This is a genomic window from Mesorhizobium sp. USDA 3734 (assembly GCF_056279665.1).
Window position 1 is genome coordinate 7,584,164 of the sequence record NZ_JBWCCW010000001.1, and the last position, 13,433, is coordinate 7,597,596.

Here is a 13,433-nt window from a genome sequence, read left to right on the forward strand (position 1 = left end):
CGGCAGGGATCAGGACGGTTTGCAGAGGCCGTCCGCGGACACGACAACCGTTGGAGTGCATTTCAACGGCTCGGCTTTTTGGGGCTCGGTGTGCCAGAAGGCATTCCTGAATATGATCGCAAGGCCGATCAGCAGGGCGACCCAAGGGCCAGCTTGTCGCAATTTCCGGTTTGCATCGGTTAACCACCCAAGCTCGGGCTTTACCGCCGCCCCAGCAAGCTCTTCATCCGGTTGCGCAGCAGGCGGGCCATGTTGCGGGTTTCGCGGTAGAGGTGCAACTGCGAGGCGGCCTGGCGGGTGAGGCGGTCGGCGTCCGGCGTCAGGCCGATGACCAGCGTGCCCATCGGCTTGCGCTCGGCCCACAGCCTGCTCATTACCGGATGGTCGGGCACGGCGCAGGAATCGGTCATCATGATGTTGGGGTCGTCGAGATGCTGCCTGGTCACCTCGATCATCAGCAGCGTGCCGGGCGAATAGCTGGCCAGCGTCTCGTCATAGGCGGTCTTCCAGGTGTAGGCGACGCCGGCTTCGACGAAGACGATCAGGCAGGCGATGGTGCGGCCGTCGAGCGTCAATGAATGGATGCGACACATGTCCTGCTCGGCCAGCCGGTGCACGGCTTCGCGGGCAAAGGCGGCGCGGTAGCGGTCGATCGCCATGGCGGTGCGTTCGCGGCCTTTCCAGCCGGCCGCTTCCAGCGTCAGGAAGCTTTCGATGGCGTGGCGGATGTCTTCGGGGCCGCGCGCCACGACATGCTCCAGTCTGCCGAGGTCGCCAAGGCGCCGCTTCAGGCGGCGGAACTCGCGATAATGGTGCGAACGCAGCGACGCCTTCAGATAGTCATCGCCGTCGAGTTCGCTCTCCAGCGCCGGGCGCTGGGTCTGGCCGGTGGTGACCAGCGTCAGGCCGCGCGTCTCGGCCACGGTGGCAAGCAGGCTCGCCACCGGGCCATCGAGCCGGATATCGGCCAGGACGAACACTTTCGGCAGCTTGAGATGCGGGCGCGACAGCATCGAGAAGAAGTCCTCGATGACACCGACCGGATCGTCGCGGTCGACCAGCGGTGTGCCGAGCGGACCGAACGGGCTCGACCACGTGCGCATCACAGGGACGCCGAGCGGCACCACCGGCCGTTCCACGGAGAACGGTACCAAGAGGCGCAGCCGGTTGCGGTATTCGTCGCCGTCGCGGATGACCGCCAGCCGCACTTCTCGATCCTCCAGCCGCGGCATGGCGGGCGCCAGGAAGCGCGGGTTGAAGAACACGTTGGGCTCGACCGTACGGGCGCAGAGATAATCCAGTTCCTCGACCAGGTCGAAGCCGGCCGATGCCGGGTAGATGGCGAGCTTGCGCTCGGGCCGGTTGTTGGCGAGGATCTCGATATGGGCGGGGTCGGCGTCACGGGTCAGCCCGGCAAGGCCGGACACCATGGCGCCGGCGGTGCCGCCGCTGGTTTCCTCAAGCAACGGGATGGCGGCCATCACGCGGCTCCTTTCGCAGGCACGAAGATAAGCATGACGATGCCGAGCTTGCGCCACACCGTGAAGGACAGCGCGCCGGCTTCGAAGATCATGGCAAAGGCGGTGGCCATGGCCGCGCCCCACAGGCCGAACATCGGGATCAGCACCACGTTGAGCGCGATGTTGAAGGCCAGCGTCATGGCATAGACGGCGGCGCAGATGTTCTGGTTGCCGCTCATCGTCAGCAGGCTTTCGCAAGGACCGACGGCGGCGCGCGCCACGACGCCGAAGACGAGCAGGAACAGCAAGGGATAGCCACTGCTGAACTCAGGCCCGAACAACACCAGCATCGGCTCGCCGAGCGCCAGCACCAGCAGCGCCATCAGGAGCGAGGGCCAGAACGTCCATGACACCGTCTCGCGGGCAAAGGCGGCGAGCCTTTGCGGGTCGCCATGCGTGAATTGCGCATAGCGCTGGGCAACGCCGGCCTTGACGGCGAAATAGACGAAATGCACCAGCGCCAGCGTCTTCACCGTGGCGAAATAGACGGCGACGTCGTTGGGATCCATATAGGCACCGACCATCAGCACGTCGGCATTGGTGAGCAGGAAGAAGAAGCTCTCGACCAGGAAGATCGGCAGCGAGACGATGAACCATTGCGCGAAATGGACCTTCATCGGCCCGGCCGGGATCTGCCGTTCCATGCGCTGGGTGACTCCGATGAGCTGACCAAGCGTGGTGGCGTAGGTGGCGGCGATCGAGGCGAAGATCGCCGTTTTTGCGTCGGGGGCGTAGCCGGCCAGCAGCATCAGCGCCATGAACAGCAGGATCAGGATGGGTCGCACGAGATAGGTCGGCGACAGCGCAAACAGCGCCCAGCTGTTGGCGCGCGCCAGTCCCGACAGAAGGTCAGACATGGCGATCATCGGCAGGCAGATGACGCCGAGGATGAACGGGATCACATAGTAGTTTTCGATCCACGGTGCTGCCAGCCAGACGCCGAGCGCGCCGAGTCCGGCGATGACCGTGGAGGCGATCAGCACGAACAGGCGGCTGGCCAGCACGATGCCGCGCAGCTCGTCCATCAGGCCGCGCTCGCGGTATTCGGGAATAAACCGGATGACCGAGGTGTGGAAGCCGAGGCAGGCGAGGTTGCCGACGATGACCATCGTCACCCAGACGAGGACGAAGATGCCGTATTCGAACGAGCCCATCCAGCGCGCCATCAGCACCTGGCTGATGAAGGCGATGACGGCGCTGACGATGCGGATGGAGAAGGCGATGACCGACATGCGGCCGGCCTCGCCGCGCTCGTCGGCGGTGAACAGCACGGCGTCGATGCGGCCAAGCAACGGCCCCATGCGCAGCGCCAAACGCTGCGGCAGGAACCGCCCGGCTGTCGTGGCCGCGGAAAAGCGCACCCCGATTTCTCTCCGTTTTCCGCTTCTTTTCAGGCTTTGGTGTAGCCAAAACACATTAAGAAACGGTTGGGTGGGGAACGGTCCGCGCAGCGGACGAAAAGCCAACGATTTGGCTTTTCGAGTGACGAACGGTGAAGGCCCGGTCCGCCTTCGGGCGGATCAAAAGGTCCAGTGGACCTTTTGAAGGGGCTGAACGCCCGAAGGGCAGGGAGCCATAGCGGCGGGCCGGCGGGCGGGGGGTGCGCGGGACGCGCTTTCGTCGTGCCGGTGGCATGACGAAAGGCGAGCGAACGCCGGGAAGCTTGGGAGGCCGGGTCGGCGTTGCGCTCGCCCCTCCCCTCGCGAGGGGAAGGCCAGGCACCGGGTATATGCGGTGCCAGAGGTGTCACATGGGGAGTGTCACATCCCCTTCATCGCGTCGCAGGACACGTTCGGGTTCATGTCGGCGAAGGTGCCGGTCGGGTTCTGTTTCCAGGCCCAGACATGCAGCTCGTAGAACGGGCCGAGGCCATAGCGGTTGGGGGCGCTGTTGAAGTTGAACAGCTGTCCGCCGAGCGAGGCTGGGCCTTTCGAGGTGATGTATTCGACCGCCACCAGTTTCAGCGTCCCGTCGGCCATCGGCTCGTACATCACCGCCTCGGGCTTGGCGACGTCGACCGCGTCGTCCTTTAGATAGGCGCCATTGACGTAGTGGATGCCCATGGCGCCGCCGGTGATGCCGCTGGCGCAAGGGATCGGCGCATAGCCCTCGGCGGTTGCCGCCGCCACGTTCTCGAAGCGGTCGTTGGCCGTGCGCACCATGTCGGCTAGCATGTTGGCGTCGTGGGCGTGAGCGGTCGTGGCCGTGATCGACAGGAGGGCGGCGAAGCCCGCGGTCCAAAGCGTTTTGGTCATGGTCTTTCCGTTCGTTGTTGATGACGCGACAGGGAGGTCACGACTGGCGGTGGCCAGGCGTGTTTCACGCTGCAGCGTCTGGTTTTGCAATCCGGAACGAACCGTCCGTCCGGTTTGTACGGGCCGCGGTCAGGCGGCGGTTTTCGAAATGTCTTTCAGCGTACAAATGGCACCGCGAAATCAGTGGTCCCACCAGTAATATTGCCAATATTCCCGCTGGATATCGCGCTCCGACAGGCCGATGTCGCGCCTCAGATAATCGTCTTCCGGGGGCAATCGCCGCCGCCCGCCATACAGATGCGAAGGCAGGTTCGCCGCGAACCGCCATAGACGGCCGAGCACGGAGGTTGCTTGGCCGGCGTCTCCCACGACAGGCGCGGGTTCACCGACCGGCAGGCCAGCAAGCAGGTCGCCATTGCCGCGAAGGGCAGTTTGATGCTCATCGATTTGCCGATCATTTTGGGACTCAACGGTAGAAGTAAGGGTCAAGAACCCGCACCTCCATGATCTTGTCGACCGGCAGCGAATTCTTATGGGCCGCGCTGCGGATCGCCTCGGGCGAGGGGCCGTCGTAGATGCAGAAGCTATGCTTCTTGTCGAGCGACACGAAGGACTGCACCCAGGTGACGCCTTTTTCGGCGTTGCGCATGACGACGCCGCCGAGCGCATCGGCGCCGACTTCGGTGATCGGTACGTTGAGACCGTCTGGAAATGTGCGTTCCACCACATAACGAGGCATGGGAAGTTCCTTTTCGCATTGATTCACGCTCGATCTGAGCGCGACCGGACTATGATCACGTTCGACAAGAGCGCACATCGGAGCCATTCCCTATTTTTTGGCGGGACGATTCCCTATGTTGGCGACGTTATTTGTGGAGAGAACCACTGCAATGTGTGTAAAGTCACATCGCAATGCTCTCGCCCAGGGCTATCGTGGCGGCAGCCACCATGGTGGCCACCCCCCAATCTCGCGAGAGAATGACAATGCTTCTGGAACGGCAGACACAGCTGGAGCTACTGGACGGCCTGCTAATGGAAGCAGCACGCGGCCGTGGCCGGGTGGCGGCGCTGGGGGGCGAGGCGGGTGCCGGCAAGACGTCACTCGTCGAGGCCTTCATCGGCCGCGCGGCAGAAGGCACGCGCATCTTGCGCAGCGCCTGCGAGGATCTGTCGATACCCGATCCGCTCGGGCCACTCTATGATCTTGCCCGGGAGGCGCAATGGGCGCTGCCGCAAGCAATCGACCACCGGCAAGGACAAAGATTGCCGCTGTTTTCGGATGCGCTCGAGATATTCGAGACCAAGACGCAGCCAAGCCTGCTGGTGATCGAGGATTTGCACTGGGCCGACGACGCGACGCTGGATTTCGTTCGCTTTCTCGGCCGGCGCATCGTCAACACCCACATCCTGCTTCTGGTGACGGCGCGCAACGACCGCAGCGAGGCACAGATGCGCGTGCGCCGCGCGCTGGGTGAAATCCCGGCGGGCAATGTCGCGCGCATCGACGTGCCGCTGCTCAGCGAGGCGGCGGTGCTGTCGCTGGCCGATGCGGCGGGCCGCGATGGCGACGCCATTTATAGGGCGACGGCCGGCAATGCATTTTTCGTCACCGAATTGTTGTGCGCCGAAAATGAAACGACACCGCCCGCCAGCGTGCGCGACGCCGTGCTGGCGCGGGCCGAGCGGCTGTCTGCCGGCGCCCGCTCGATGCTCGACGCGGTGTCGGTGTTTCCAAGGCGCGCCGATGCGTGGGCGTTGCAGGGCCTGTGCGGCGTGGCCAGCGCCGGGCAGCTGGCGGAATGCGTCTCCGCCGGCCTGCTGGACGATATGGGCGACGGCTATGCCTTCCGCCACGAGATCGCCCGCCGCGCGGTGGAAATGATGCTGACGACGAGCCACAGGCGGCAATTCAACCAGCGCGCGTTGGCCGCGCTGCTCGAAAACAGCGATGTCTCCGCGGGTCGCCTGGTGCATCACGCGGTGGAGGCGCACAATCTGGAAGCCGTGCGCGAATTCGCGCCGCTTGCAGCGCGCGAAGCATCCCGCGTCGGCGCGCATCGTGACGCCGCAGGCTACTATGAGGTCGCCCTGCGGCATGCCGACAGCCTGCCGGCGGTGGACCGCGCCGTGCTCTACGAGAAGTATGCCTTCGAATGCCATCTCATTGGCCAGATCGAAGAGGCCATCGAGGCGCAGGGCCATGCGCGCCTCCTGCATCAGGCTCAAGGCAACAAGGCGAAGGAAGGCGACAGCCTCAGATGGCTGTCGCGCTTTGCCTATCTGATGGGCGACCGCAAGGCCGCTGACGTCTTCGGCGAGCAGGCGGTGGCACTGCTGGAAACCGTGCCTGCCGGCGCCGAACTCGCCATGGCCTACTCCAACCTCTCGCAACTGGCGATGCTGGCCGAGAGGCTGGACGAGGCCTTGCAGCTTGGCGAAAAGGCGGTCGACCTTGCCGAGCGCATGAACCGGCCCGACATCGTCTGCCACGCGCTCAACAATCTCGGCAGCGCCGGGCAGTGGCTGGATCTGGCGGCGGGGCGGCTGCACCTAGCCCGCAGCCTGGAGATCGCGCTCGAGCAGAATTTTCAGGAACATGCGGCGCGCGCCTTCACCAACAGCGCCTGCAGCGAAATGAACCAGCTTGGCTTCGACGCGGCACAGTCCTTCCTCGATCGCGGCATCAACTATTGCGTCGAAAACGATCTCGTCACCTGGCGTGACTATATGCGTGGCGTGCTGGCGCAGCTGCAGTTGCGCCAGGGGCAATGGGAAGAGGCCGCTACCGAGGCGCTTGATGTGCTGTCCAACGACCATGCGACCATGCTGGTCCGCTATCCGGCGCTGATTGCACTGGCGAGACTCCGGATACGGCGTGGCGATCCTTCACCAGAACCGCTTTTCCAGGAAATGAAACAGTTCCTGGAAAAGGGAATGGAGTTGCAGCGGCTGGCGCCCTATGCGGCCGTCATGGCCGAGCAGGCATGGCTAGGGCAAGGCGACGGGCAAGAGGCGCTGCGGCTGATCGATCTTGCCGAGAGCCTGTCGCCGACACGCGCGGTTTTCAGCGAGCTGGCGACATGGCGGCAGAAGCTGGCTCCGGATGCCGACCCCGGCGATACATCAGGCATGGCCGCGCCCTACCGGCTGCTTCTGGCCGGAGACTGGCGGGCGGCCGCGTCACTTTGGGCGGACCTCAACGCACCCTATGAACGCGGGCTTGCACTCGCCCAGGGTGACGAGGAAGCGCAGCGTTTGGCGCTGGAGATTTTCGAAAACCTTGGCGCCAGACCGGTGGCCCAGCATGTGCGCGAAACGATGCGGCGCAACGGCGTCAACATCGCACGGGGGCCGCGCCGCACGACGCGCGAAAATCAGGCCGGCCTGACCCAGCGCCAGATGGAAGTGCTGCAGCTGATCGAACGCGGCTTTTCCAACAAGCGGATCGCCGAGCAGCTAACCATTTCGCCGAAAACCGTCGATCACCATGTCTCGGCGGTGCTGGGCAAGCTGGAGGCCGTTTCGCGCGGTGAAGCCACTGCGGCGGCACGCGATTCAGGGCTGCTGTAGGAAGTGTGTTCGGGAGGACGGGATCAAAGGTCGGCGATCCTTCGCGCGCCGACCTTTCAAATGATCAGGCGAATGCCCCGTGGCAGTGCTTGTACTTCTTGCCGGAGCCGCAGGGGCAGGCTTCGTTGCGGCCGACCTTGCCCCAGGTAGCCTGATTGTTGGGGTCGCGGTCCTCGGGAGCGACGACAGCGGTTGTCTCCGGGCGGACCAGAAGAGCGGTCTCGCCGCCTTCGAAGTCATTCTCGCCGGTGGTGCCGTCGATATGGGTGCCGAACATGTCGGGGGCTTCCGGAGGCGGCGCTTCGGCGGCCTGGCGGACCAGTTCGACGCGCATCAGCTGCGCGGTGACGGCCTGGCGCAGATTGCCCAGCATCGCCTGGAACAGCTCGAACGCCTCGCCCTTGTATTCCTGCAGCGGGTCGCGCTGGGCGTAGCCGCGGAAGCCGACGACCGAACGCAGATGGTCGAGATTGACAATGTGCTCGCGCCACAGATGGTCGAGCGTCTGCAGCACCACCGAGCGTTCGACATAGTTCATCACCTCGGGGCCGAAGCGCTCGGCGCGCTCCTTGGCGGCGGCATCGGCGGCCTGGGTGATGCGCTCGCGGATGTCGTCCTCGGCGATGCCCTCTTCCTTGGCCCAGTCCTCGATCGGCAGGTCGAGATTGAGGAATTCGGCGACCTCGGCCTTCAAACCCGCGACATCCCACTGCTCGGCATAGGCGTTTTCGGGAATGGCCTTGGCGACGATCTCGTCGATAACGCCCTCGCGCATCTCGCCAATGGTTTCAGAAAGGCCTTCGCCATCCATCAGTTCGATGCGCTGCTCGAACACCACCTTGCGCTGGTCGTTGGAGACGTCGTCATATTTCAAAAGATTCTTGCGAATATCGAAGTTGCGCGCCTCGACCTTCTTCTGCGCCTTCTCCAGCGCCTTGTTGATCCACGGATGGATGATCGCCTCGTCTTCCTTGAGGCCAAGCTTCTGCAGCATGCCGTCCATGCGCTCGGAGCCGAAGATGCGCATCAGGTCGTCCTGCAGCGACAGGAAGAATTTCGAGCGGCCGGGGTCGCCCTGACGACCGGAGCGGCCGCGCAGCTGGTTGTCGATGCGGCGCGATTCATGGCGCTCGGTGGCCAGCACATAGAGGCCGCCGGCGGCCAGCGCCTTTTCCTTCAGCCGCTCGACGTCGGCGTGGATTTCCTTTTCCCGCGCCTCGCGCTCGGGTCCGGCCGGCATGTCACCGAGTTCGTCTTCAATGCGCATCTCGGCGTTGCCGCCGAGCTTGATGTCGGTGCCGCGGCCGGCCATGTTGGTGGCAATGGTGATGGCGCCGGGCTTGCCGGCCTGGGCGACGATCGCCGCCTCACGCTCGTGGTGGCGGGCGTTCAGCACCTCGAAATCCGTGAAGCCTTCCTTGCGCAGGCGATCGGCCAGCTGCTCGGACTTTTCAATGGAAGTGGTGCCGACCAGCGTCGGCTGGCCCTTGGCGCTGGCTTCGCGGATCTCCCTGACGATTGCCTTGTATTTCTCCTCGACCGTCCGGTAGACCTCGTCGTCCTCGTCAATGCGGATGACCGGCAGGTTGGTCGGAATCTCGGTGACGTCGAGATTGTAGATGTTGCCGAACTCCTCGGCCTCGGTCAGCGCCGTGCCGGTCATGCCGGAAAGCTTCTTGTAGAGGCGGAAGTAGTTCTGGAAGGTGACGGAGGCCAGCGTCTGGTTCTCCGGCTGGATCGCCACATGCTCCTTGGCTTCGAGCGCCTGGTGCAGGCCTTCCGAATAGCGGCGGCCGGGCATCATGCGGCCGGTGAACTCGTCGATGATGACGATCTCGCCGTTGCGGACGATGTAGTCCTTGTCCTTCTGGAACAGCCGGTGCGCCTTCAGCGCATTGTTGACGTGGTGGACGATGGCGACGTTCTCGACGTCGTAGAGCGACTCGCCCTTGAGCAGGTCGGCGTCGCGCAGCAGGTTTTCGAGCTTCTCGGTGCCTTCCTCGGTGAAGATCGAGGTCTTCTGCTTCTCGTCGATCTCATAATCCTGCGGCTGCAGCTGGATGATGAAGGTGTCGATGGTGTTGTACATTTCCGAACGGTCCTCGAGCGGACCGGAAATGATCAGCGGCGTGCGCGCCTCGTCGACCAGGATGGAGTCGACTTCGTCGACGATCGCGTAATTGTGACCGCGCTGCACCATCTGGGCGCGCTCATACTTCATGTTGTCGCGCAGATAGTCGAAGCCGAGTTCGTTGTTGGTGGCGTAGGTGACATCGGCGGCGTAGGCGGCGCTGCGCTCCTCGTCGGACAGGCCGTGGACGATGACGCCGACCGAAAGGCCGAGGAACTTGTAGACGCGGCCCATCCATTCGGAGTCGCGGGTAGCAAGATAGTCGTTGACGGTGACGACGTGGACGCCCTTGCCGGCGAGCGCGTTGAGGTAGACTGGCAGTGTCGCGACCAAGGTCTTGCCCTCGCCGGTGCGCATCTCGGCAATGCCGCCATTGTGCAGCACCATGCCGCCGATCAGCTGGACATCGAAGGGGCGCATGCCAAGCACGCGGCGCGCCGCCTCGCGGGCGGTGGCAAAGGCTGGCACCAAAAGGTCATCGAGCGAAGCGCCGTTGGCGATGTCCTGGCGGAATTTCGCGGTGCGGCCGACCAACTCCTCGTCGGAGAGCGCCCGCATCTCGTTTTCCATGGCGTTGATCGCCTCGACACGAGGCCGGGTCGATTTGACCCGACGGTCGTTGGAGGAACCGAAAACCTTACGGGCGAGACCGCCGAGACTGACCATCCAATGGTCCTTTCGATAGAATTCTCAATCTTGAGATGAGCGCCGGCCGGCCCCATCAATTCCACGTGAACGTGGACAAACACAAAAAGCGCCCGGAAAACGGTTCTGGACGCAAAGTCGTTGGACAGATAAGAGGGGGCTCAACTGATGTCAACGCCGCGCTGGCCCTGCCGGGCGCGCCAAATTCCGCCACAATCTGGCTGATCTGGAAGCCACCCCCTCCTCACAATCCCCACCGGAGTTATCTTATGTCCTTGTTGTTCCGCCGCGCGTCGCTCGCCAGCCTTGGCTTGGCCTTCGGCCTGTCGGCCCTTTCGCTGTCGCCGCTGATGGCGCAGCAAACCGCTCCCGCTCCGGCGGATGCGGCAGCACCGGCCGCGGCACCGGTCGATCCGAACACCGTGATCGCCACGGTCAACGGCCAGCCCTTGACCGAGGCCGACCTGGTCCTTGCCGAAGGGGAATTGTCGCAGCAGTTCTCGCAGCTGCCGCCCGAGCAGCGTCGTGCCGCCGCCCTTTCGGCTGCCATCGAAATCCGCGTCATGGCAGCCCAGGCGGTCACGTCGGGGCTCGACAAGGATCCCGACTTCCAGCGCCGCATGGCCTTCCTGCAGCAGCGCGCGCTGCATGGCGAGATGGTCGAGAAGGGCGTCGTCGACAAGGTTACCGACGCCGAGGTTCGCGCCCGCTACGACCAGGAAATCGCCAACACGCCGCCCACCAACGAGTTGCATGCCCGTCACATCCTCGTGAAGACGAAGGAAGAGGCAGAGGCCATCATCAAGCAGCTCGACGGCGGCGCCGACTTCCAGAAGCTCGCCAACGAGCACACCAGCGATCCGTCAGGCAAGACCAGCGGCGGCGATCTCGGCTGGTTCGGACCTGGCCAGATGGTGCCGGAGTTCGACAAGGCGGCCTCCGCGCTCGAGGTCGGCAAATACACCGAGCAGCCGGTGCAAACGCAGTTCGGCTGGCATGTCATCAAGCTCGAGGACAAGCGCACCAAGCAGCCGCCGGCCTTCGACGACGTCAAGGACCAGGCCAAGCAAGCGGTCATCCGCGACAAGTATTTCGCGCTGGTCAAGTCGCTGCGTGCCGGCGCCAAGGTCGAGATTCCCGACGCCAACCTGAAGAAGGCGGTCGATACGCTGGAAAGCGCCAAGTAAGCCTGAAAGTATTTTTCGAAAAAGGGCGCGGCAGCCAAGGGTTGCCGCGCCTTTTTTGTCGGCCAGCGTCGGCACTTTTTACCTTCCGGGCGCCGCTATGCCTCGCATCACGTAGTTGACGGCCTTGCGTATCGTCGCTTCGTCCTCGTCGAGCCGGTTGGTCAACAGATGCTTCCAGGCGAAGGAGGCGATCAGGTCGGCGACAACAGCTGAATCGATATCGACGCCGATTTCGCCCCTTGCCCTGGCGCGTTCGACCATCTGGCCGGTATGGGAGCGCCGACCCAGCGCATAGTCGGCAAGGGCAGCGGACGCCGCATCATCCGACTGCGCCTCGGCGATCAGCGACCGGAACACGCTGCCCGACGACGTCTCGCGCCAGTGGGCGAACAGGTTCTTCAGGAAGCCGACGAGATCCTCCTCCAGCCGCCCGGTATCGGGAACATCGACGCGTTTCTGGCGCTGGTAGACTTCGAGCAGCAATGCGGCTTTGCTCGGCCACCAGCGATAGATGGTGGGTTTGCCGGCGCGGGCGCGGCGCGCCACCGCCTCGATCGAGAAACCGGCATAACCGGCCTCGACCAGCACAGCCTCGGCGGCTTCGAGAATAGCATCGGCGCTGGCGGGGTTGCGCCGCGCACCGATCGATCTACGCGCCGGGTCGGCGTCCTCGGCCATGTCTGTCGTCCTCGCCAACAATTTCGCCGGAACTATAGGTGAGGTCGGGGTGAAACGAAACGGACCGTTTTCGACGGGATCGAAGAATGCGTCAGATGACGCCTATTGCATCGCTTGCGATGTCTCGGATTCGATGCGCCAGCCGCTGTCGGCCTTGACCAGGCCAAGCGTAACGCGCGCCTTGCCGGTCAGGCGTGCCGCCGACTTGTCCTTTGGAAGATAGTCATAGCGCATCGCAAAGACGGCCTCGGCGCGATCCTGGCCATCTGGAGTGACCTCCAGGCTGCCTGATACCAGGCCAAGCGACCAGGAGGCCCACTGCGCGAACCAGTCGGCCTTGACCTTGGCGATGGCATCGGCGTCGTAGCGGGTGCCGAAAATGGTGGCCGACGGGCCGTAGAGCCGCTTGACGGTCTCGCTCATCGCCTTGGTGTCAGGCGCCAGATAGTCCTGGCGCAGGAATTTTTCGATCGATCCCTTGTCGTCGCCCACCGAGCGCTCGAGCACGGCAATCTCGGTCGAGGGCGCCGGAGCCGCGGCCGGCTTCTGCGGCTCTGCAGATTGCCCGTCGGAGACGAATTCGAAACGCTCGAGCAGCGAGCCCTGCTCCCAGGGGCGCTGGGCCTCGCGGGTTTGCGAAACCACGTCGCGGCGCACCGCGATCATCATGTCGTTGATACTCTGGCCGGGTTCGGCGATGTGGCGCAGCAGGGCGGCGGCAAAAGGCGAGTTGCGCCCGCTCCCGTCCATGGCGACGGCACCAGGCGCTGTCGAGAAGGCAATGAACGAGCCGCGCGTCGAATCGAACTGCGCCAGCCCGGCCAGCGCCGTCGCCGAGCGGGTGGTGGCGGTGCGGCTCAAGCTGCGGGCAAACGGGTTGTTGCGGCAGGCATCGAGAAACACCAGGCTGACCTTGGTTTGCTGTTCCATGATGTCGAGGACTTCGTCGATCGGCACCGCTTCGAGCTGCAGCTTGACCGGCACGTCCAACCTGGCGTCGATCGGCACGATGTAGTTGCGCCCGTCGACCTGCAGACCGTGGCCGGCATAATAGAAAAGCCCGACGCCGGCGCCTTCGAGTGCGTCGGAGAACTCGCCGATGCTGCGTTCGAGCTCACGTTTGCCGAGATCATTGCCTTCGATGACCTCGAAGCCGATGGAGCGCAGCTTGTCGGCGATGTCGAGCGCGTCGTTGACCGGATTGGCCAGCGTGCCGGCTTCCGCGTAAGTGCCGTTGCCTATGACAAGCGCCACACGCCGTTGCGGCTGCGCATCCGCGCTCAGCAGCAAAAGTCCCAGAAATGCCCATGCGAGGATCGCAAGCCTGCCCATGGCCAGGATCATAACGCCATCGGCCCCGGCGGCGCCAACAGATTTGAAATGCAAGCTTAATCCCGAGTGGGCTCCCGCCCCCGGCAAGAGCGACGAAAACGCCCTTGCGCCGGCG

Annotated in this window: 10 protein-coding genes; 2 read left to right on the forward strand and 8 right to left on the reverse strand. The window is 64.2% G+C overall.

Features of this window, described 5'->3' with window-relative positions; translation table 11 throughout:
• Nucleotides 1–200 precede the first annotated feature (200 nt).
• The 5 genes from ACZ89F_RS36475 to ACZ89F_RS36495 all read right to left on the reverse strand — a co-directional run bounded on the left by ACZ89F_RS36475 (nt 201) and on the right by ACZ89F_RS36495 (nt 4,514).
• On the reverse strand, nt 201–1,481 hold the full coding sequence (locus tag ACZ89F_RS36475; protein WP_476097127.1) for a GNAT family N-acetyltransferase: 1,281 nt from the start codon (nt 1,479–1,481) through the stop codon (nt 201–203).
• On the reverse strand, nt 1,481–2,881 hold the full coding sequence (locus tag ACZ89F_RS36480; RefSeq protein ID WP_476097129.1) for a lipopolysaccharide biosynthesis protein: 1,401 nt from the start codon (nt 2,879–2,881) through the stop codon (nt 1,481–1,483). Before ACZ89F_RS36480 ends, ACZ89F_RS36475 begins: the two co-directional genes overlap by 1 nt.
• Before the next feature lie 399 nt (nt 2,882–3,280).
• Complete coding sequence (locus ACZ89F_RS36485; protein ID WP_476097131.1) at nt 3,281–3,775, reverse strand: hypothetical protein; 495 nt, start codon at nt 3,773–3,775, stop codon at nt 3,281–3,283.
• Between the two features lie 180 nt (nt 3,776–3,955).
• Nucleotides 3,956–4,264, reverse strand: a complete 309-nt coding sequence (locus ACZ89F_RS36490) for a hypothetical protein (protein WP_476097133.1) — start codon at nt 4,262–4,264, stop codon at nt 3,956–3,958.
• Nucleotides 4,242–4,514, reverse strand: coding sequence for a DUF4242 domain-containing protein (locus ACZ89F_RS36495; RefSeq protein ID WP_109658603.1), 273 nt, complete (start codon nt 4,512–4,514; stop codon nt 4,242–4,244). Before ACZ89F_RS36495 ends, ACZ89F_RS36490 begins: the two co-directional genes overlap by 23 nt.
• A 245-nt stretch (nt 4,515–4,759) precedes the next feature.
• Between ACZ89F_RS36495 and ACZ89F_RS36500 the strand changes: the two genes are divergently transcribed.
• A complete protein-coding gene (locus tag ACZ89F_RS36500; protein WP_476097468.1) occupies nt 4,760–7,345 on the forward strand; it encodes an ATP-binding protein in 2,586 nt (861 codons plus the stop codon).
• A 64-nt stretch (nt 7,346–7,409) separates the two neighbouring features.
• On the opposite strand, the gene secA is transcribed toward ACZ89F_RS36500, so the two are convergent.
• Nucleotides 7,410–10,142 (reverse strand): preprotein translocase subunit SecA, encoded by a 2,733-nt coding sequence (gene secA / locus ACZ89F_RS36505; protein WP_476097135.1) that lies wholly within the window; start codon nt 10,140–10,142, stop codon nt 7,410–7,412.
• A 248-nt stretch (nt 10,143–10,390) separates the two neighbouring features.
• Between secA and ACZ89F_RS36510 the strand changes: the two genes are divergently transcribed.
• Nucleotides 10,391–11,308 (forward strand): peptidylprolyl isomerase, encoded by a 918-nt coding sequence (locus tag ACZ89F_RS36510; protein WP_476097137.1) that lies wholly within the window; start codon nt 10,391–10,393, stop codon nt 11,306–11,308.
• A gap of 78 nt (nt 11,309–11,386) precedes the next feature.
• On the opposite strand, the gene ACZ89F_RS36515 is transcribed toward ACZ89F_RS36510, so the two are convergent.
• Together ACZ89F_RS36515 and ACZ89F_RS36520 are read right to left on the reverse strand one after the other, a co-directional pair.
• Nucleotides 11,387–11,986, reverse strand: a complete 600-nt coding sequence (locus tag ACZ89F_RS36515; protein WP_476097139.1) for a TetR/AcrR family transcriptional regulator — start codon at nt 11,984–11,986, stop codon at nt 11,387–11,389.
• A gap of 102 nt (nt 11,987–12,088) precedes the next feature.
• Nucleotides 12,089–13,372, reverse strand: a complete 1,284-nt coding sequence (locus tag ACZ89F_RS36520; protein WP_476097140.1) for a caspase family protein — start codon at nt 13,370–13,372, stop codon at nt 12,089–12,091.
• Between the last annotated feature and the right edge of the window lie 61 nt (nt 13,373–13,433).

What these genes read in the sequence shown, in the direction of transcription:
- ACZ89F_RS36510 (WP_476097137.1), top strand. Translation starts at nt 10,391, where the DNA reads ATGTCCTTGTTGTTCCGCCGCGCGTCGCTCGCCAGCCTTGGCTTGGCC.
- ACZ89F_RS36500 (WP_476097468.1), top strand. Translation starts at nt 4,760, where the DNA reads ATGCTTCTGGAACGGCAGACACAGCTGGAGCTACTGGACGGCCTGCTA.
- ACZ89F_RS36515 (WP_476097139.1), bottom strand. Translation starts at nt 11,986, where the DNA reads ATGGCCGAGGACGCCGACCCGGCGCGTAGATCGATCGGTGCGCGGCGC.
- secA (WP_476097135.1), bottom strand. Translation starts at nt 10,142, where the DNA reads ATGGTCAGTCTCGGCGGTCTCGCCCGTAAGGTTTTCGGTTCCTCCAAC.
- ACZ89F_RS36495 (WP_109658603.1), bottom strand. Translation starts at nt 4,514, where the DNA reads ATGCCTCGTTATGTGGTGGAACGCACATTTCCAGACGGTCTCAACGTA.
- ACZ89F_RS36475 (WP_476097127.1), bottom strand. Translation starts at nt 1,481, where the DNA reads ATGGCCGCCATCCCGTTGCTTGAGGAAACCAGCGGCGGCACCGCCGGC.
- ACZ89F_RS36485 (WP_476097131.1), bottom strand. Translation starts at nt 3,775, where the DNA reads ATGACCAAAACGCTTTGGACCGCGGGCTTCGCCGCCCTCCTGTCGATC.